17 protein-coding genes are annotated in these 19,355 nt (G+C 69.2%); 6 read left to right on the top strand and 11 right to left on the bottom strand.

What is annotated here, in order from left to right; all coding sequences use genetic code 11:
• Nucleotides 1–2: 2 nt before the first annotated feature.
• A complete protein-coding gene (gene pdhA, locus HNR24_RS07795) occupies nucleotides 3–1,187 on the bottom strand; it encodes a pyruvate dehydrogenase (acetyl-transferring) E1 component subunit alpha (protein WP_182495493.1) in 1,185 nt (394 codons plus the stop codon).
• A 184-nt stretch (nucleotides 1,188–1,371) separates the two neighbouring features.
• On the opposite strand from pdhA, the gene HNR24_RS07790 reads away from it, so the two are divergent.
• The 5 genes from HNR24_RS07790 (at nucleotide 1,372) to HNR24_RS07770 (ending at nucleotide 8,353) form a co-directional block, all read left to right on the top strand.
• The gene (locus tag HNR24_RS07790) at nucleotides 1,372–1,869 is read left to right on the top strand and encodes an Lrp/AsnC family transcriptional regulator (RefSeq protein WP_179441680.1); all 498 of its coding nucleotides are present in this window, start codon (nucleotides 1,372–1,374) and stop codon (nucleotides 1,867–1,869) included.
• Nucleotides 1,866–2,882: an MDR family oxidoreductase gene (locus tag HNR24_RS07785; protein WP_182495492.1), complete on the top strand. Its 1,017-nt coding sequence runs from the start codon at nucleotides 1,866–1,868 to the stop codon at nucleotides 2,880–2,882. Before HNR24_RS07790 ends, HNR24_RS07785 begins: the two co-directional genes overlap by 4 nt.
• Nucleotides 2,883–3,010: 128 nt before the next feature.
• Nucleotides 3,011–5,119 (top strand): phenylacetic acid degradation bifunctional protein PaaZ, encoded by a 2,109-nt coding sequence (gene paaZ / locus HNR24_RS07780; protein WP_182495491.1) that lies wholly within the window; start codon nucleotides 3,011–3,013, stop codon nucleotides 5,117–5,119.
• Nucleotides 5,120–5,358: 239 nt separating this feature from the next.
• Nucleotides 5,359–6,927, top strand: coding sequence for an LTA synthase family protein (locus HNR24_RS07775; protein WP_310735407.1), 1,569 nt, complete (start codon nucleotides 5,359–5,361; stop codon nucleotides 6,925–6,927).
• Nucleotides 6,928–7,036: 109 nt separating this feature from the next.
• Complete coding sequence (locus HNR24_RS07770) at nucleotides 7,037–8,353, top strand: carboxylesterase family protein (protein ID WP_310735406.1); 1,317 nt, start codon at nucleotides 7,037–7,039, stop codon at nucleotides 8,351–8,353.
• Nucleotides 8,354–8,386: 33 nt separating this feature from the next.
• Here HNR24_RS07770 and HNR24_RS07765 read toward each other — a convergent pair whose 3' ends face one another.
• A complete protein-coding gene (locus tag HNR24_RS07765) occupies nucleotides 8,387–9,787 on the bottom strand; it encodes an aldehyde dehydrogenase family protein (RefSeq protein WP_058888309.1) in 1,401 nt (466 codons plus the stop codon).
• A 63-nt stretch (nucleotides 9,788–9,850) separates the two neighbouring features.
• Nucleotides 9,851–11,371 (bottom strand): GMC family oxidoreductase, encoded by a 1,521-nt coding sequence (locus HNR24_RS07760; protein WP_232301735.1) that lies wholly within the window; start codon nucleotides 11,369–11,371, stop codon nucleotides 9,851–9,853.
• A gap of 184 nt (nucleotides 11,372–11,555) precedes the next feature.
• Between HNR24_RS07760 and HNR24_RS07755 the strand changes: the two genes are divergently transcribed.
• Nucleotides 11,556–12,521 (top strand): AraC-like ligand-binding domain-containing protein, encoded by a 966-nt coding sequence (locus HNR24_RS07755; RefSeq protein WP_058888310.1) that lies wholly within the window; start codon nucleotides 11,556–11,558, stop codon nucleotides 12,519–12,521.
• Nucleotides 12,522–12,523: 2 nt separating this feature from the next.
• Here HNR24_RS07755 and HNR24_RS07750 read toward each other — a convergent pair whose 3' ends face one another.
• The 8 genes from HNR24_RS07750 to HNR24_RS07715 all read right to left on the bottom strand — a co-directional run bounded on the left by HNR24_RS07750 (nucleotide 12,524) and on the right by HNR24_RS07715 (nucleotide 19,346).
• Nucleotides 12,524–13,294 carry an enoyl-CoA hydratase/isomerase family protein gene (locus tag HNR24_RS07750; protein ID WP_058888311.1) on the bottom strand — a complete coding sequence of 257 codons (771 nt, stop codon included), beginning with the start codon at nucleotides 13,292–13,294 and terminating at the stop codon, nucleotides 12,524–12,526.
• Nucleotides 13,295–13,375: 81 nt separating this feature from the next.
• Nucleotides 13,376–14,527, bottom strand: coding sequence for a 1,2-phenylacetyl-CoA epoxidase subunit PaaE (gene paaE, locus HNR24_RS07745; RefSeq protein WP_058888312.1), 1,152 nt, complete (start codon nucleotides 14,525–14,527; stop codon nucleotides 13,376–13,378).
• A complete protein-coding gene (gene paaD, locus HNR24_RS07740; RefSeq protein ID WP_058888313.1) occupies nucleotides 14,527–15,039 on the bottom strand; it encodes a 1,2-phenylacetyl-CoA epoxidase subunit PaaD in 513 nt (170 codons plus the stop codon). Before paaD ends, paaE begins: the two co-directional genes overlap by 1 nt.
• A gap of 11 nt (nucleotides 15,040–15,050) precedes the next feature.
• Nucleotides 15,051–15,878 (bottom strand): 1,2-phenylacetyl-CoA epoxidase subunit PaaC, encoded by an 828-nt coding sequence (gene paaC / locus HNR24_RS07735; protein WP_058888314.1) that lies wholly within the window; start codon nucleotides 15,876–15,878, stop codon nucleotides 15,051–15,053.
• Entirely contained in the window at nucleotides 15,875–16,174 is a 300-nt protein-coding gene (paaB, locus tag HNR24_RS07730) for a 1,2-phenylacetyl-CoA epoxidase subunit PaaB (protein ID WP_058888315.1), read from the bottom strand. Before paaB ends, paaC begins: the two co-directional genes overlap by 4 nt.
• Nucleotides 16,175–16,223: 49 nt before the next feature.
• Nucleotides 16,224–17,249, bottom strand: coding sequence for a 1,2-phenylacetyl-CoA epoxidase subunit PaaA (gene paaA, locus HNR24_RS07725; RefSeq protein WP_083504741.1), 1,026 nt, complete (start codon nucleotides 17,247–17,249; stop codon nucleotides 16,224–16,226).
• A gap of 87 nt (nucleotides 17,250–17,336) precedes the next feature.
• Complete coding sequence (locus HNR24_RS07720; RefSeq protein ID WP_058888316.1) at nucleotides 17,337–18,563, bottom strand: MFS transporter; 1,227 nt, start codon at nucleotides 18,561–18,563, stop codon at nucleotides 17,337–17,339.
• A 48-nt stretch (nucleotides 18,564–18,611) separates the two neighbouring features.
• The gene (locus HNR24_RS07715) at nucleotides 18,612–19,346 is read right to left on the bottom strand and encodes a MerR family transcriptional regulator (RefSeq protein ID WP_058888317.1); all 735 of its coding nucleotides are present in this window, start codon (nucleotides 19,344–19,346) and stop codon (nucleotides 18,612–18,614) included.
• Between the last annotated feature and the right edge of the window lie 9 nt (nucleotides 19,347–19,355).

Here is a 19,355-nt window from a genome sequence, read left to right as displayed (position 1 = left end):
GGTCAGCCCTCCTGGCTTCGCTCGAGCTCATCGGCCAGCGTGGCGCGCTGTTCGCGCAGCTGGGCGGTCGGGGCGGCATAGATGTGGTCGAAGATCTCCAGCGGGTCCATCTCCGGTTCGGTGGTCATCGCCAGGCGCAGCGCGGCCGCGACCTCCTCGGCCTTGCCGCTGATCCGGGTCTCAGCGTCGGAGTCCAGGACCCCGCGCTCGGTGAGGAAGGTGCGCATGCGCAGCAGCGGGTCGCGCTGCTTCCACTGCTCGACCTCCTCGGACTCGCGGTAGCGGGAGTCGTCGTCGGCGTTGGTGTGTGCCTGCATCCGGTAGGTGATCGCCTCCAGCAGCAGCGGCATGGAGTTCTTCCGGGCCAGGTCCACCGCGCGGCGCAGGGTGGCCAGCACGGCCACCATGTCATTGCCGTCCACCTGCTCCCCGGCCATGCCGTAGCCGATGGCCTTATGCGCCAAGGAGGGCGCGGCGGTCTGCGCCGAGAGCGGCACCGAGATGGCGTAGCCGTTGTTCTGCACGAAGAAGACCACCGGGACCTCGAAGACCGCGGCGAAGTTCAGCGCCTCGTGGAAGTCACCCTCACTGGTCGCCCCATCACCGCACATCGCCAGCACCACGGTGTCCTCCCCGCGCAGCTTCGCGGCGTGGGCCACGCCCACGGCGTGCAGCAGCTGGGTGGTCAGCGGGGTCGACATCGCCGAGATCTTGTAATGCAGCGGGTCATAGCCGCAGTGCCAGTCCCCGCGGAAGGAGACCATCACCTCCAGCGGATCCACCCCGCGGGTGATCGTGGCGACGGTGTCGCGGTAGGTCGGGAACATCCAGTCTCCGGTGCCCAGTGCAAGTGCGGCACCGACCTGGCAGGCCTCCTGGCCGTGCGAGGAGGGGTACACCGCGAGCCGGCCCTGGCGGACCAGTGCGTAGTTCTGATCATTGACCCGGCGCCCGACCACCAGCGCCTCGTAGGCGGCCAGCAACGCGTCATCCTCAGGGATCGGGTACTCATGGCCGGGGCTGGTGCCCTGAGCCTCCTCGGGGATCAGCTGTCCGTCGGGACCGAGCATCCGAATCTGCTGGGCGGCCGGGAGCATGTACTGCTCCGGGGTGATCCCGAAGCTGCTGCTGGTCTCCCTGATGTGGGAGCCCTGCATCGGGGTCCCGTCCCGTGTCTCGCTGGTCATCGCCCAGGCCTCCTTGAAAGTCAATCTGCAGGTGGTGTGCATCACACCGCTGCTACGAGTGTGACCCAGCTCATCCGCCCCAGACCAGCGGGCCGGAAGATCCAAGACGGCGTCCACCCGGGGTCGCCCGGAGCTGGACGAACTGCTCGTGTGAGGCGCGCCACGGCTGGTATTGTCCAGAACTATGGGTGATGCGCGAGACGAGGCGGTTCGAGGGGAGATCTCCCTGGACTCTGTGGACCATCGGATCCTGCATGCGCTGAGCCAGGACGCCCGCCAGTCGGTGAGCGCCCTGGCCGCAGCCCTGCACCTCTCCCGGGCCAACGCCTATGACCGGATCTCGCGGCTGCGCGCGGCCGGTGTGCTCCAGGGCTACACGGCGGTGGTCGACCCGCGCGCCGCTGGGATGTCCACCGCGGCCTATGTCTTCCTGACCCTGAAGCAGGACGACTGGGAGGTGCTGCGCGGGGCGCTCGCGGATGAGCCCGCGGTGCGGCACCTGGCGCTCGTGGGCGGGCAGTATGACGCCGTGCTGCTGGTGCGCACCCGCACCGTGGAGGAGCTGCGCCGCGTGGTCTTCGAGCGGATCCAGTCGCTGGCCTGCGTGCAGTCCTCCCAGACCGCCCTGATCTTCGATGACCACACCCAATACGAACACCCGATGCCGAGGAGGCTTCCATGACGTTTCGAGCAGCCCTGATCGAACAGAGACTCGACGGTGGACGCATTCAGGACCACCAGGCCGATCTGCAGGACCTTCCCGAGGAGTTCCTCGACGGCGCTGGGGGAGATGCCCCGGTGGACATCGACGTCCACTACTCCGGGATCAACTACAAGGACGGCCTGGCGCTCGCCGGCAAGCCCGGGGTGGCGCGCACCTCACCGCTGATCCCCGGCATCGACCTGGTCGGGGAGGTGACCGCCTCTGCCGATCCGCAGTTCCGGCCCGGCGACGCGGTGGTGCTCACCGGCGGAGGCATCGGGGAGGCTGCCCACGGCGGGCTCGCTCAGCGTGCCAGAGTCTCCGCGAAGTACCTGGTCAAGCTGCCTGAGGGGCTGAGCGAGCGCCGAGCGGCGGCAATCGGCACGGCGGGGTTCACCGCGATGCTCGCCGTGCTCGCCCTGGAGCATGGCGGCGTCCGGCCCGAAGCGGGCGAGGTCGTCGTCAGCGGGGCGGCCGGCGGGGTCGGTTCGGTGGCCATCGCCGTGCTGAACACGCTCGGCTACTCGGTCACCGCGGTGACCGGTCGGGCCCAGGAGCAGGGGGAGTACCTGCGCAGCCTTGGTGCCGCGAATCTGCTGGAGCGCAGCGAGCTGGCCGAGACGGGCCCTGCGCTGCAGAAGCGGCGCTGGGCCGGTGGGATCGACTCCGCGGGGTCTGCCATCTTGGCGAACATCCTCTCCCAGACCGACGACGGCGGCACCGTGGCCAGCTGCGGGCTCGCGCAGGGCCATGACCTGCCCACCACGGTGATGCCCTTCATCCTGCGCGGGGTCACCCTGGCCGGGATCAACTCGGTGACCGCCTCGCCCGAGCTGCGGGCCCGGGCCTGGTCCCGGCTGGCCCGAGATCTGCCGATGGAGCTGCTCGATGAGATGACCCAGGAGATCACTCTGGACCAGGTCTTCGACCAGGCCGAGCAGATCCTCGCAGGTCAGGTCCGTGGACGCACCGTGGTGAATCTGGCGGGCTGAGCTCCCCGGTCCAGCGTGGGGCGACGGCGCGGCGCCCTTGTGTGGGGTGTCACATCGCCGCCTCTCGGGTTAGGATGGGTTTAATTACCGACCGTTCGGTCAGTTCTACCTGTCGTCGAGAGGACCCCATGGCTGCCACTGAGACATCTGCGGCTGCGCGCCTGCTGCCCAGCTACATCCAGGACACCTGGTGGACTCCGGAGGACCCGGCGAAGGTCAGCGAGATCCTCGACGCCTCCACCTCCGAACCGGTCTGCCTGGTCTCCACCCAGGGGCTGGACACCTCCGCGGCCGTGGCCCATGCCCGATCGGTCGGCCAGCAGAGCCTGGGGCAGCTGACCATCCATCAGCGGGCGCTGCGCCTGAAGCAGCTGGCGGCCTACCTGCACGAGCACCGCGAGGAGCTCTATGAGCTCTCCGACCGCACCGGCTCCACCCGCCGCGACCACCTGATCGACGTCGACGGCGGCATCGGCACCATCCGCACCTTCTCCTCCAAGGGGCGCAAGGAGCTTCCCAACGCGAACGTCATCCTCGACGGAGCGGTGGAGCAGCTCTCCCGCGACGGCTCCTTCATCGGCGAGCACATCTATACCCGGCTCACCGGGGTGGCCGTGCAGATCAACGCGTTCAACTTCCCGGTCTGGGGGATGCTGGAGAAGTTCGCCCCGAGCTTCATCGCCGGGGTGCCCACCATCGTGAAGCCCGCCTCGCAGACCGCCTATGTCACGCAGGCCTGCGTGCGGCTGATGATCGACTCCGGGCTGATCCCCGCCGGCGCGCTGCAGCTGATCTCCGGCTCAGCCCGGGACCTGCTGGACCATCTGGATCACCGCGACCACGTGGCGTTCACCGGTTCGGCGAACACTGCACAGCTGCTGCGCTCCCATGAGAACGTCGCGAACCACGGCGTGCGCTTCACCGCCGAGACCGATTCGCTCAACGCCGCCATCCTGGGTCCCGACGCCGGACCGGACACCGTGGAGTTCGACGCCTTCATCAAGTCGGTCACCCTGGAGATGACCGCCAAGACCGGACAGAAGTGCACCGCGATCCGCCGGGTCATCGTGCCCTCGGCCCAGGTGGATCCGGTGGTGGAGGCGCTGCGCTCCCGGCTGGACTCCCGGGTGGTCCTCGGTGATCCGCGCGACGCCGAGACCACCATGGGCCCGCTGGCCTCGCAGGATCAGCGCGACGAGGTCGCTCGCGCCGTGGACACGCTGATCAGCGCCGGCGGCAGCGTCCGCGTGGGCGGCCCGGAGTCGGGCACCGGGGCGGCCGACCCCGCCCGCGGCGCCTACTACCCGGCCACCGTGCTCTCCTTCGCCGAGGCCCGCACCCCTGAGGTGCACGCGGTGGAGGCTTTCGGGCCGGTCACCTCGGTGCTGGGTTACACCGACGTCGACGACGCCGTGGACCTCGCCGCGCTCGGCGGGGGATCCCTGGTTGCCACGGTCTGCACCCATGACCCGGAGATCGCCGCCGAGTTCGCCCGCGGGATCGCCTCGCACCATGGGCGTGTGCTCTTCCTGGACCGCGACGACGCCAAGACCTCCACCGGTCACGGCTCACCGCTGCCGCACCTCGTCCACGGCGGCCCCGGCCGAGCCGGCGGCGGTGAGGAGCTCGGCGGGATCCGCGCCGTGAAGCACTACATGCAGCGCACCGCCGTCCAGGGCTCACCTGACCTGCTCACCGGGGTCACCGGGATCTGGCACCGCGGCGCCAAGGCCGTGACCGCCACCCCGGAGACCGTGGCCGATGGCACCGCCGTGCACCCCTTCCGGAAGTCCCTGGCGGAGCTGCGGATCGGGGACCAGTTCGCCTCCGGGCTGCGCACCGTGGCGCTGGAGGACATCACCTCCTTCGCCGAGTCCACCGGTGACACCTTCTACGCCCACACCAATGAGGAGGCGGCGACGGCGAACCCGTTCTTCCCGCGCCGTGTGGCCCACGGCTACCTGCTGGTGGCCTGGGCGGCCGGGCTCTTCGTGGAGCCGGCCCCGGGCCCGGTGCTGGCGAACACCGGTCTGGAGAACCTCTCCTTCCAGACCCCGGTCACCTACGACGACTCGATCCGGGTCACGCTGACCGCCAAGCAGATCATCCCGCGCGAGACCGACGACTATGGCGAGGTTCGCTGGGACACCGTGCTGCACAACCAGCACGACGAGGTCGTCGCGACCTATGACGTGCTGACCCGGGTGGCGAAGCAGAAGAAGCCCGAGTGGACGTGAGCGCGGTCGTCGTCGAGAGGGGCTGACCGGGGGTCGATTCAGATCTGATCCCGGGCTGAGGCCAGCCTCACCGCAGGCTGGTGCTCGGGCGGACTGGCGGCACCGAAAGAGGCGAGGCGGGGCTGGGGGATGATCCCCGGCCCCGCCCTGCTTCATGCCCGTGACCGCACCAGGTACTGTGAGGTGCCATATCGCAACGGCCCGCAGACGGGCCCCGGCTGAGGGAGGGGGTGTACCCGGTGTCCGCTGGAACCCAAGAACGCGCTGCCTCCGGACGGGGCATCCGCCTCGCCAAGCGATCTGGCCACCTGCTGAGCCGGGTCGCGGTCTTCCTGCTGATCTGGTTCGGGATCGCCCTGCTGATCGCGGCGACCCTGATCCGCGTCTTCTGGGGTGAGATCACCGTTGCGCAGATGATGCTGAACCTGGTCTCCGTGGAGACCGACGGCGGCGGCGGCGCCCTGGTCTGGATCTGCATCCTGAGCATCGGCGTGCTCCCGCTGCTGATCACCATCGCGGTCACAGCAGCGCTGCAGGTGCGTCGCAGACGGCGTCTGAAGCGCGATCCCCGCCAGCGGTTCCGCGAGCACTGGCTGATGCGCACCGTCCGGGTGACAGCCGGAGCCAGCGTGGTCGTCCTGGGGGCCGCGTCCTTCACCAGCTCGGTGAGCCTCGCCGACTACATCCAGGCGGCGAACTCTCAGTACAGCCTGGACCAGTTCCACGTGGAGCCGAGCGTGACCGGCGAGTCGGATAAGCGCAACCTGGTCCTGATCTACCTGGAGAACGGCGAGGCGACCCTGGAAGACACCGAGCTCTTCGAGAAGGACGCCTTCGACCCGCTGCAGTCGGTCACCGATCCCGCCGACGGCTGGCAGAGCGTGGAGTCCCTGCGGGAGTACGCCGGCGGGGGATGGACCATGTCGGGCCTCGTCGCCACCCAGTGCGGGATCCCGCTGGGCGGGATCATCTCAGCCGCCAGCAGCGGCGCCCTGGACGGGCAGAGTGAGGAGTCCAAGACCTACCTCGGCGGCACCACCTGCCTGGGTGACGTGCTCGAGCAGCACGGCTACACCAGCGTCTTCCTCGGCGGGGCCAACTCATCCTTCGCCGAGAAGGACACCTTCCTGAAGACGCACGGCTACTCCGAGGTGAAGGGCCTGGCCGACTGGCGCGCCGCCGGAGAGCCGGAGAGCAGCTTTCGCAGCGACTGGGGCCTCAGCGACCGGAGGCTGATGGCCCACGCGACCGAGCAGCTCGACGAGCTGCACGCCGAGTCCGAGGCGAGCGGGCAGCCGTTCAACCTCTCGGTGCTCACCCTGGACACCCACGGGCCCACGCATGTCTTCGACTACTGCGATGTGGACACCCGCGACCCGACCACGTCGGTGTTCGCCTGCTCCATGGCCGAGGTGGCGGGCTTCGTGGAACACATGGAGGACCAGGGCTACCTCGAGGACACGGCCGTGGTGATAATGGGCGACCACCTGAAACAGATCAACGCCGGCGACGCCTTCCAGGACCAGCTGCAGGACCACCCGGATCGCACCATCTTCAATCGGATCTGGATCCCCGGCGCGGACGGGCCCACGCCGTTGCGCTCCGAGGTGGATCAGCTGAGCATGTACCCCACGCTGCTCGATGTCGCAGGTCTCAGCGTGGCGGATCGGGAGGCTGGGCTCGGGGTGTCCGCGTTCTCCCCCGAGGTGCCCGAGGACTCGGCGCAGTCCTTGAATCCAGAGGCCTACCTCGAGCTGATCACCTCGCGCTCCGCGGAGTTCTACTCCCAGGCCTGGGGCGCCCCGTAGCCCACGGTGCGCCGCAGCTGGGACGGCGGTGCGCAGCGAGGGTGCGCAGCGAGGGTGTGCTGAGCGGGTGTGCCGAGAAGGTGTCCTGCGGGGACGTATTCTCATGCAGATGGGCATGAACTCTGAGCGGCGCTTCAATCCACCCTGCGGTCCGGTCATCGGCCGTGTCGCCGGGCCGGTGGTCAAGGCGTCGGGGATCCCCTACGCGCGGGCCCAGCGGTTCCAGCCGCCGCACCCGGTGGCCGACTGGTCCGAACCCTGCCTCGCGATGGATCCGGCGCCTGCGTGTCCGCAGTGGCGGATCCGGGAGCTCGAGTCTGTGTCCGGGAGTCAGACCGGGGGGCTGCCGCAGCGGGAGGACTGCCAGAATCTCACGGTCACCCTGCCCAAGGACCTGCAGGACGGAGAGCTGCTGCCGGTGATGGTGTGGATCCATGGCGGCTCTTACATCACCGGGGCCGGCGATGCCCCGATCTACGATCCCGCGGCCCTGGTGAGCGAACAGCGGGTAGTCGTCGTCGCCGTGACCTACCGGCTGGGGGCCTTCGGGTACCTCGGGGGTCCCGGTCGCACCGCGAACCTCGGCCTCTGTGACCAGCTCAGCGCCCTGGAATGGGTGCAGCGCAACATCGCCTCCTTCGGCGGTGACCCCGACGCGGTCACCGTCTTCGGCCAGTCCGCCGGAGGTGATGCCGTGGCGCACCTGATGGCCACCCCACGAGCCGCGACGCTCTTCCGCCGGGGCATCATGCAGAGTCCACCGCTGGGGATCTCGCGGGGGCGTGCGAAGATGACCGCGGCCATGTCCGCCGCGGGCCCACAGCTCTCTGATCAGGCCTCCGTCAAGGAGGTGCTGCAGCTCCAGGAGAAGGCGCGCGTCGCGGGGGCCAGGTTCGGGCTGCGTGGGCTCATGCCCTTCGGCCCGGCATTCGGAGCCTCCCCGCTTCCCGCGGAGACCCAGGTGGATGACGCGTGGCGGGCCGTGGCGCCGCACATCGACATCATGATCACGCACACCGCCGAGGAGACCCGGCTGTTCATCCCGGTCGCCCATCCGGTCAGCTGGGTCCGGGAGATCCCGGTGCTCGGTGCCGGCGCCACCAGGCTGCTGAGCGCGCTGGCGACCCGTCTGATCTACGTCACCGGGATCCGCAGCTTCCTCCGGCGCCACTCTCGCGCCGGCGGCCGAGCGCACTACTTCGTGGTCCGCTGGGCCGCGCCTGGGAACTTCTACGGAGCGGCCCACGGGATCGATCTGGCGCTGCTCTTCGGCACCCGGGAGAACACGGCGGGACTGGAGATGCTGCAGGGGGCCTCCTGGGAGGAGCTTCAGGAAGCGGGCCGGGCCGTCCGGGCGCTCTGGGCGGGGTTCGCTCGAGGCACGCGGCTGCCCGAGCGCGGCAGCATCCCCGGGGTCTCGGCCTGAGCGGCGCGCCCGACGGGGATGCTGCCGGTTCGCTCAGCGGCTGATCACATGCGGCTGCGCCACCTCCTTGAGCCCCTGCAGGCCGAACTCCAGGCCGAAGCCTGACTGCTTGGCGCCGCCGAAGGGCACCCGCGGGTCGATCGCGCCATGCTTGTTGATCCAGGTGGTGCCGGCCTCGATCCGTGCGGCCACCTCGGTGGCGCGCTCCGGGTTCGAGGACCAGACCGAGGAGCCCAGCCCGACCTCGAGTCCGTTGGCCCATTCGATGGCCTGCTCCAGATCGGTGTAGCGGATGATCGGCAGCGCCGGGCCGAACTGCTCCTCCAGGACCAGCGGGTTCTGCGGGTCGATATCGGCCACCAGGGTGGTGGGATAGAAGAAGCCCGGGGCGTCGTCGTCGGGGTCAGCCCCGATCAGCACGCGGGCACCGGAGTCCTTCGCGGCCTCCACCAGCCGCGCGACGATCTCACGCTGCTTCGCGTTCTGCAGCGGCCCCAGCACGTTGCCCTCTTCCAGGCCGATGCCCATGGGCATCTTGGCCGCCACCTCGGTCAGCGCCTGGCAGACCTCGTCATAGATCGAGTCCGGGACGTAGAGCCGCTTCAGCGCCGCGCAGGTCTGACCGGTGTTGATGAAGGCGCCCCAGAACAGATCCTCCGCGATCGCCTGCGGGTCGGCGTCGTCCAAGACGATCCCGGCATCATTGCCGCCGAGCTCCATGGTCATCCGCTTCATGGTGTCTGCGGCCGTCTTGATGATGGCCTTGCCGGTGGTCACCGACCCGGTGAACATGATCTTCGCGATGTCCTGATGCTCGGTGAGCTGCCTGCCCCGGGATCCGTCGCCGGGGACCGCGATCAGCACATCGGCTGGCAGCGCCGAGTTGAGCACCTTCACCAGGGCCAGCACGCTCAGCGGGGTGTACTCGGAGGGCTTGATCACCACGGTGTTGCCCATCCGCAGGCTGGGCGCGATCTGCCAGATCGAGATCATCATCGGCCAGTTCCAGGGCCCGATGGCGCCGACGACGCCGAGCGGGCGGTAATGCAGCTCGGCGTGGCCGGACTCATCATCGAGCAGCACCTCCGGCTCCACCGGGATCGAGGCCGCGGTGCGCAGCCAGGCCACGCAGGCGCCGACCTCGAAGCGCGCGTTGGGCCCGTTCAGCGGCTTGCCCTGCTCGCGGGAGAGCAGCTGGGCGAGCTCCTCGGCGTGGGCCTCCACCGCATCGGCGGCGGACTGCAGCGCGGCCTGCCGCGTGCTGTGACCGGCGGCGGCCCAGGCGGGCTGGGCGCGCACGGCGCGGGCCACGGCGTCGTCGAGGTCCGCGGCCGAGGTGAGCGGTGCGTGGCCGATGAGCTCGCCGGTGGCGGGGTCGTGGATCTCCTGGCCCTGGGAGGTGGTGATCTCCTCGAGCAGCGTGGTGGTGGTCATGGTGTTCTCCTTGGTGGCGTCAGCGGGTCTGTTCAGGTCTGGTTCAGGTCTGGTGCTTCGGGCTCAGCGGCCCAGCAGCAGGTCGGCGGCCTTCTCGCCGATCATGATCGAGGGGGCGTTGGTGTTGCCGCTGGGCAGGGCCGGCATGATCGAGGCGTCTGCCACGCGCAGCCCGGTGACCCCGCGCAGGCGCAGCTGTGGGTCCACCACAGAGAGGTCGTCGACCCCCATCCGGCAGGTGCCCGCCTGGTGGTGATAGGTCCCCGCCATCGCCCGGGCGTGGGCCCGGACCTGATCGCGGGTCTGCAGCGGCGCTGCGGGGCTGAACTCCGCCTTGCGGTAGGGGGTGAGCGGATCCTGGGCGCCGATCTCCCGGCAGAGCTCGATGGCGTCGCAGAGCGCCTCGAGATCGTAGTTCTCGGCCAGCAGGTTCGGGTCCAGCAGCGGCGCGACCCGAGGGTCCGGGCTTGTCACCCGCAGCGTGCCGCGGGAGAGCGGCCGCACGATCCCTGCATTGATGGTGAACCCGGCCTCGGGCACCGCGCCGCCGTCGGTGGGATAGGGGAAATGCATGAAGAGCGGCTGGATGTCCGGCGCCTCCTCCCGGGTCTGCTGGCTGTGCGCGAAGAGCTGGGCCTCGAGCAGGTTGTGCCGTCCTTCCGCCAGCGGTTCCGGGGCCTCGTAGATGACACTGGCCAGGACGTGATCGTGCAGGTTCTTGCCCACTCCGGGCAGCTCGAGGACCGTGCTGATCCCCGCCTCGCGCAGGTCGGCGGGATCACCGATCCCGGAGTGCTGCAGGATGCTCGGGGAGCCGATGGCGCCGCCGCAGAGCACGATCTCCGCGGTGGCGTGCGCGATCTGCGTGCCCTCCGAGGTGCTGTACTCCACCCCGGTGGCGCGTCCGGAGTCCACGGTGATCCGGTGTACCAGGGCGTCAGTGGTCAGGGTCAGCCGCTCGTGGCCCAGGATCGGGTGCATGAAGGCCCGCCAGGGGCTGTGTCGCTTCCCGTCCTTGGTGGTGGTGTGGTTGAACCCGGCGCCGGAGAGCTGCGCGCCGTTGAAGTCCTGGGTCTCGGAGATGCCGAGGATGCCGGCGGCTTCGACGAAGGCCTCGGAGCTTGCGTGGCGGTTCACGATCTTCTCCACGTGCAGCTCACCACCGGCACCGTGGAACTCCGATGCTCCGTCTTCATGGTCCTCGGAGCGCTTGAACAGCGGCAGCACGTCCTCCCAGCCCCACCCCTCACACCCGGCGGCGGCCCACTTGTCATAGTCCGAACGGTGGCCCCGGATGTAGATCATGCCGTTGAGCGATCCGGACCCGCCGAGCACCTTCCCGCGCGGCCAGGCGATGCTGCGGTGTCCCGCGTGGATCTGCGGCACAGTGCTCAGCGCCCAGTCGGAGACGCCCTGCATCAGCATCGGCCAGCCCTGTGGACTGTGGATGTTGGGATCCTCATCGCGGCCCCCGGCCTCGATCAGGTGGACGCTGTGGCCGGCGTCGAGCAGGCGGCGGGTGATCACGGATCCGGCGGATCCGGCGCCGATCACGACGTACTCGGAGGTCATGGTCTGATTCACGATTCTCAGCTCTCCTTGGCTCAACGGGGCTCGGGGGTCCAGTGCAGTGCCCCCAGCATCGCGGTGCGGCCCTTCTCCGCCTTGATCCCAGGCGCACGGAGCTGTGCATGAGGTGCACGGTTGTGGCGGGGATCACAGGCCGGTGGGAGGATGGGACAATGCTGATTGCCGAAGGGGCCACCCGATGAGCACGACGACGGGGCAGCACTGCTTCGATCCCGGCCCGCTGGCGCCCCAGGATCGCTTCGAGGCCTGGCGGCACGCGGTGAGCACCGCCTTCGTCCCGCTGGACGCCAGCACCGAGGATCCGCGACAGTTCCACGGCACCTTGACCGGGCTGGCACTGGGTTCGCTCAGCGTCGCCGGAGTGGGCGGCGACGCGGTCACCGTGCGGCGCAGCCGACAGGCGATCGCCGCAGGAGACCCCGGCGTGTTCAAGTTTGCGCTGCAGGTCCAGGGCAGCTCACTGACTCGGCAGGACGGCCGGGAGGCCATGCTCTCGCCCGGAGACCTGGTCATCTACGACACGCGCCGCCCCTATGACCTGGTCTTCGGCGAGCCCTACCGGATGTTCGTGGTGCAGATCGCCGTGGAGCACCTCGGACTCTCCGCCGAACAGGCCCGTGCGGTGGTGGCGCAGCGGATCCCGGGTTCCGCCGGTCTCGGCGCGCTGACCTCCTCGCTGCTGAGCAGCCTGGACGAGCAGCTGCAGAAGGGTGAGATGGCCCCGGACCCGAGGGCCGCCTCCGCGGTGCTGCAGCTGGTCCAGGCCACGCTGCTCTCCAGGTTCCGACCAGCCTCTGAGGTGCCGACCCGGGATGTGGTCTATCTCGAGGGCGTCCGGCACATCGATGATCACCTGGGGGATCCCGATCTGGGGGTCAGCTCGGTGGCACGCGCGTTGCATGTCTCGGTGCGTTACCTGCAAGGGGTCTTCGCGCAGGAGGGCACCACCATCAGCGAGTGGATCCGCCGGCGCCGGCTTCAGCGCTGCCGGATGGAGCTCGGTGACCCCTCCCAGGCGCACCGCTCCGTGAGCGCGGTGGCAGCCCGGTGGGGGTATCCGGAGGCGTCAAGCTTCAGCCGGGCCTTCAAACATGAATACGGGATCTCCCCGGGAGCATTCCGACGCGAAGTGGCGGGTGGCTGAGCTCAGCGCCCGTGAAAGACCGGCTTCCGCTTCTGCTGGAAGGCGGCGAAGCCCTCGGAGTAGTCCGCAGAGTCACAGAGCCGGCCCTGGGCGTGGTTCTCCGCCTCCAGGGAGGCCCACAGTCCGATCCGCTGGTCCCTGACCGCGGCCACCAGCGCCTTGGACTCCCGAAACGCCAGGGTCGCCCCGGCGGCGGCCACGGCGGCCTTCCCCCGGGTGAAGTCCAGCAGCTCATCGGCGGGCACGGCGCGGGAGAAGAGCCCTGCGGTCACCGCTTCGGCCCCGGACATCAGATCCGCGGTGTAGATCAGGTCCAGCGTCCGGTGGGCGCCCAGGCGTTCGACGAAGAGCGCGTGGCCGCCGGAGTCAAGGGTGGCGCCCAGTGCGGCGAAGGGGGAGCCGATCTTCGCGTTCTCGGCCACGTAGACCACGTCGGTGGCGATCGCCAGGCCCAGTCCCACACCCAGGCAGGCGCCCTGCACCGCGGCGAAGGTCGGAGCCGGGAAGGCCGCCATCCGGCGCATCAGGGGAGTGACCTTGTCCTGGAGGTAGCCCAGCGCGTCGTCGGTGGCGGGCACCACGTGGGAGATGTCCCGGCCGGCGCAGAAGCCCTTGCCCTCCCCGCGCAGCAGCAGCGCCCGGACGCCGGCGGCCTCAGCCTCCTGGTAGGCGGCGTCGAGGGCGTCGAGCGCGCCCTCATCCAGAGAGTTCAGCTTCTTCGGAGCGTCGAGGACGATCTCGGCGACGCCCTCGCTGATGGTCAGGTTGATCATGGGTCTCCAGGTGTGGGTGGCAGGCGTCGAGGTGTGCGCAGGCGTCGTCGTCGCGGGGCTCAGGCGTCGTGGTCGCGGGGCTCAGGCGTCGTAGTCGACGACGAGCTGCTTGGAGGTGGGCCGGGTCTGGCAGGTCAGGACGTAGCCGGCGTCGACCTCGTCGGATTCCAGCGCGAAGTTCTCCTCCATCTCGAAGTCCCCGGAGACCACCTTGGCGCGGCAGGTGCCGCAGACGCCGCCGGCGCAGGCGAAGGGGACATCGGGACGTGCGCGCAGCGCGGCGTTGAGCACGGTCTCGCCCGAGACCACCGGCGACGCGATCTGGCCGGTGAGCCCGTCCAGGGTGAACTCGATCTGCACGTTCTCACCCTCCGGGTCGGCTTCGACCTTGCGGCCCCGCTGGCCCTCGGGGCGGTCCGGGCGTCCGGTGGTGAACAGCTCGAACCGGATGTTGTCCTCCTCGACGCCGCGCGCGGCCAGGGAGTCCCGGGCCATCTGCACCAGCTCGAAGGGGCCGCAGAGGAACCACTCGTCGGTGTCCTTCACCCGCAGCACCTTGTCCAGGAGGTCGCTGAGCTTCTCCTCGTCGATCCGTCCGGTGAGCAGCGGGTTGATCCGCTGCTCGCGGCTGAGCACGTGGTGCACCGCGAGCCGGGAGGGGTAGCGGTCCTTGAGGTCGCCGAGCTCCTCGGCGAACATCACGTCGGACGCGGAGCGGTTGGCGTAGACCAGGTCGAAGGTGGAGTCCTTCGAGGCAGCCAGCACGGAGCGGGCGATCGCCATGATCGGGGTGATCCCGGAACCGGCGGCGAAGGCGACCAGGTGCACGTCCGAGCGCTGCGCCACGGCCTCCTCGGCGAGCTTGGCCGGGTTGTTCATCGAGGTGATCGCGGTCTTGGAGACGAACGCCCCGGAGGGGTTCATCACCTCCATCTGATCTCCAGGCTTGAGCGACTCGTTGGCCCAGTTGGAGAAGAGCCCGCCGATGTCGCGCTTGATCGCCACCCGGATCTCACCGGGAGTGGGTTCGGTGCAGATGGAGTAGGAGCGACGGACCTCCTGGCCCTCAAGCTCGGTGCGCAGCGCCACGTACTGACCCGGCGCGTAGTCGAAGTCCTCTTGCAGCTCCGGCGGCACCGCGAAGGTGACCTCCACGGAGTCCGATGTCAGCGGGCGCACCTCGGAGACGGTGAGCGTGGTGAAGGTCGCGCGGCGGCGGGTGGTCGTGGACATCAGTGCACCTTGAAGTGGTCGAAGGGCTCCAGGCAGCTCCGGCACTGGTAGAGCGCCTTGCATGCGGTGGAGCCGAAGCGGGTCATCTCGCGAGTATTGGGGGAGTCACACCGGGGACACTTCACGCTCAGCCCCACCCGGACCGGTCCCAGCGCGGCCTTGCCGGTGGGCGGGGCGATGCCGTATTCACGCAGCTTCGCCTTGCCCTGATCGGTCATCCAGTCGGTGGTCCACGCCGGATGCAGCACCGTCTCGATGCGCACCTTCTCATGCCCGGCATGGCGCAGCGCGGCGGTCACGTCAGCGGTGATCGTGTCCATGGCGGGGCAGCCGGAGTAGGTGGGGGTGATGACGACGACGGCGGTGCCGTCGGGCTCCACCGCGGCCTCGCGCAGGATCCCGAGATCGGCGATGCTGAGCACCGGGATCTCGGGGTCGTTCACACTCGCGGCGACCTCCCAGACCGTGGCGTCGGCGGGCAGGGTCACGGATTCTGGTCCCATCACGGCCATCAGCGCTCCTTTCACCAGGTGGCTCCGGGGTGCTGGCGGGCCAGCACCTGCATCTCGGCCAGGATGAATCCGCGCTGCTCGGAATGCCGTCCGGAGCGGTCCGCCCCGTGGGCGCCGGACATGTCGGGGATGCTCAGCCCGGCCTGTTCGATGACCTGGTGCAGCCGGGTCAGCGTCGGCTCGCGCAGCGTGGAGGGCAGCACGGCGATCTCGCCGAGGGAAGTCATCGGCTCCACATCGGTGAACAGCTCCTCGACGTAGGACCACACCGAGTCCAGGCCGTCCTGGACTCGGCGGGCGGACTCCTCGGTGCCCAGGCCCAGCCGCAGGATCCACTGGGCGGCGTGGTCCTGGTGGTAGTCCACCTCTTTGAGCGCCTTCTCCGCGATGGCCGCGAGGGTGGCGTCGGTGGAGTCCACCAGCCGGCTGTAGAGCTCGTGCTGGTAGAAGCTGAAGATCAGCTGCCGGGCGATGGTCTTGCCGAAGTCGCCGTTCTCCTGTTCCACCAGGCGGCAGGAGCGGAATTCCTCCTCGCCGCGGAAGTAGGCGAGGTCGTCCTCGGACTTGCCCCAGGCGGTGCCGGCGTAGGTGAGCAGGAAGCGGGCGTGTCCGAGCAGGTCCAGGGAGATGTTCGCCAGCGCGACGTCCTCCTCCAGCTCGGGTGCCCGGGAGATCCAGGCGCTCAGCCGCTGGGCGAGGATCAGGGAGTCGTCTCCCAGCAGCAGGGCGTAGCGGGCGGTGGCGTCATCGGCCTTGGCGCCGGATTCGGCGATCTCCTCGGCGGTGATCGCCTCACCCTGGGACTGGCGGGTGGCGGAATCATGCGATGCGAAGCTCACAGGTGCTTCACCCCTTCGGACTGGGTGTAGTACGTGGCGTGGCGGTAGCTCTTGCCCTGGGCGGACTCGAAGTAGGCACCCTTGGAGTCCGGATCCGAGGCCATGATGGCCTCGGCCGGCACCACCCACACCGAGGTGCCCTCGTTGCGCCGGGTGTAGAGGTCCCGGGCGTTGCGGATCGCCATGGTGGCATCAGGTGCGTGCAGCGAGCCCGCGTGGACATGGGAGAGCCCGCGTGAGGACCGGATGAAGACCTCCCAGAGGGGCCAGGAGCTGGAATCTGCGCTGGAGGTCATGGCCTCGTCTTTCTCGTGGTGAGTGGCTGGGGTGTGGCGGGGGAGAGGGTCAGGCGCCGATCAGGGCGGCCTGATCCTGCTCCTGGGACTGCCGGTTCGCGTAGGCGACCGCGGCTTCACGGACCCAGGCGCCCTCATCGCGGGCCTTGCGGTAGTGCTCCAAGCGCTGCCGGCTCAGCGGGCCGTTGCCCTTGATCACGGCGAAGAACTCGTCCCAGTCCAGGTCTCCGAAGTCGTAGTGGCCGCGCTCTTCGTTCCACTTCAGCTCAGGGTCCGGAAGCGTGAGTCCCAGGGCTTCGACCTGCGGGACCAGCATGTCCACGAAGCGCTGGCGCAGCTCATCGTTGGTGAAGCGCTTGATCTTCCAGGCCATGGACTGCTGGGAGTTCGGGGAGTCTCCGTCCGGCGGGCCGAACATCTGCAGCGCCGGCCCGTAGAAGCGGTTCACGGCGTCCTGGGCCATCTGGTGCTGCGCTTCCGTGCCGTGGGAGAGCGAGTAGAGGATCTCCCAGCCCTGGCGCTGATGGAAGGACTCTTCCTTGCAGATCCGCACCATGGCGCGTCCGTAGGGCCCATAAGATGCACGGCACAGCGGCACCTGGTTCACGATGGCGGCGCCGTCGACCAGCCAGCCGATCGCCCCGATGTCCGCCCAGGTCCGGGCGGGGTAGTTGAAGATCGAGGAGTACTTGGCCTTGCCGCTGTAGAGCTGGTCGTACATCTCTTCGCGGGGGCGGCCGAGGGTCTCGGCGGCGGAGTAGAGGTAGAGCCCGTGTCCGGCCTCGTCCTGGACCTTGGCCATCAGGATGGACTTGCGCTTGAGGCTCGGGGCGCGGGAGATCCAGTTGCCTTCGGGCTGCATGCCGATGATCTCGGAGTGCGCGTGCTGGGAGACCTGCCGCACCAGTGACTTCCGGTAGGACTCGGGCATCCAGTCCCGCGGTTCGATCCGGGAGTCTTCGGCGATGATCTCGTCGAAGCGGTTCTGCCCGGCCTCCGCCTCGGCGAGTGCCGCTGCGGCGTCAGCCTCATCGGCGAGGTGCAGGGGAGCGTGCTGGTGGTTCTCGGGTGACATGGTCATCCTCTATTCCGTCGCATTATTTACCGACCGTTCGTTCAGTATAGCACTGGAGGTGTGACGGTCAACACTGGGCTCTGGCCCTCATGCGTCGACGAGTTCCCGGGCGGGTTCGCGGAGTCTGCGGACCCGCGGACTCAGCAGCGAGGCCAGGGCGACGATCACCCAGAGGCTGACGAAGACTGTGGTGGCCAGGTGCAGGCTGCCGCCCTCGATCAGGATGGCGCCGCCGCCGATGCCCAGGGCCGGAGTGAGGGTCAGGATGGCGTTCTGGGCGCCGAGGACCCTGCCGCGCTGGTTCTCCGCGACGTTTTCCACGAAGGTCAGCCCGACGACGGCGTTCATGGCGCCGCCCCCGAGGCCGGCGACCGCTGCGGAGGCGAAGATCGACCAGACCGGGCCCAGGAAGGCGAGGCCGCCCAGACCCACCGCCAGGGTGGCGATCCCGGAGATGAACCAGACCCGGCGCGGAATCCTGCTGGCCAGGCCGGCGAAGAGGCCGCCGCCGACGAGCAGGCCTGCGGCCAGGGAGCTGAGCACAAATCCGACGAACTGCGGCTCATCCTGGAAGGCGAAATGGACCGGGATCACCATGCCCTGCATGGCCGCCAGCACGACCCCGAGCGTGACCGCCAGCAGGAGCATCATGCGCAGCAGGGGGGAGCGGAGCAGCAAGGTCAGGCCGTGCAGGAGTCCGCGGACGCCCTGGGTGGTGGGCGCCGCGTCGCGGTGGCGCTGGTGTGCCGTCGCCCCGGACGGGATGCCGAGGGTGAGCAGCACCGCGAGGGCAGCCATCCCGGAGGTGATCCACAGGACTGTCACCGGTTCCAGAGCTGCGACCAGCACTCCGGCCACTGCGGGACCGATCAGCATGGTCACACCGGTCATTGCCTCGCGCAGTCCGATGAGCCGGGCAGGCTCCGATCCCACCGCCTTCGCGATGGCCGGCAGCATCGCCTCCCGGGCGGTCATGCCGGGGACGTCACCGAAGGAGCCCAGGATGGCCACCGCGATGAACCAGCCCAGGTTCAGGCCTGCCGTGAGCTCCACGATGGGCAGGATGACCAGGGCGACGGCGGAGATGGCGTCCGAGAGGATCGAGGCGGTGCGGCGATTGATCCGATCGATCAGAGAACCCATCAGGAGTCCGGCGATCGCGGCCGGAAGCGCCGCCGCGATCGCTACGATCCCGGCGTCGAGCGGGCTGCCGGTGGTGAAGAGCACGAGCAGCGGAAGGGCGATGGCGGTGACCGAGTTGCCCAGCAGCGAGGTGACGAATGAGGCGAAATAGAAGAAGGAGGTTCTTTTCATGCCCACAGTGAAGGCTATGACGTCGCGTCAGGGTCAAACTCGCGTGCCTCAGTCCGCCTGGGGGTGCTCCAACTCCTGCTGGATCCGGGTCAGGACGCGGCGTTGCACCGGGTGGAGCCTGCGCAGGTTCAGCTCCTCCATGAGGGCTGTGACCTGGTCATCCAGCGGCGGCAGCTCGGCGAAGCGTTCCTGCACGGGACGCAGAACCAAGGCCATCTCCTGGATCAGCGAGTCGACCTCAGCCTCGGGAGTCTCGGCATCCAGGGCGGAGAAGCGCGCCGTCAGCGGTGCGATCATTCGGGCGTTGAGTGCCGCGAACCCTTCGGTGAACACCTGATGGCCGCCGTCGTCGAGAAGGTGTCCCAGCAGCACCAGCTGCTCGTGCTCATACCGCGAGATCTCTTCAGAGACGGATGCGTCCGGAGCCGAGCGCCAATCGGCGAGCTCCGGGGGGAGATCCAGCGGAGCACCGCTGCGGCGCAATTCGGCGATGCGCGCCCGGCGGGCCTCGAGTCGGTCGATCTCCGCAGCGGCCTGCAGATCGAGCTCCTCGAGCAGGTCCTCTGCGGCGGACGGACCGTCCAGTACCGTGGGGAGCTCCGCGAGCGGGACGCCCAGGGTGGTGAGTCTCTTGATGCGCAGGAGCTGGACCAGATGGCTGATGTCATAGCGGCGGTAGCCTGCGCTGCTGCGCGGAGGCTCGGGGAGCAGTCCCATCTGGTGGTAATGGCGCACCGTGCGCACGGTCACCCCGGCCAGGTCGGCGATCTCACTGCTGAGCACGGGTGTGAC

The organism is Nesterenkonia sandarakina, from assembly GCF_014138825.1.
Taxonomy (GTDB): domain Bacteria; phylum Actinomycetota; class Actinomycetes; order Actinomycetales; family Micrococcaceae; genus Nesterenkonia; species Nesterenkonia sandarakina.
Note: the sequence above shows the minus strand (reverse complement) of the source record. Positions and strands in the feature narration are given on the sequence as shown.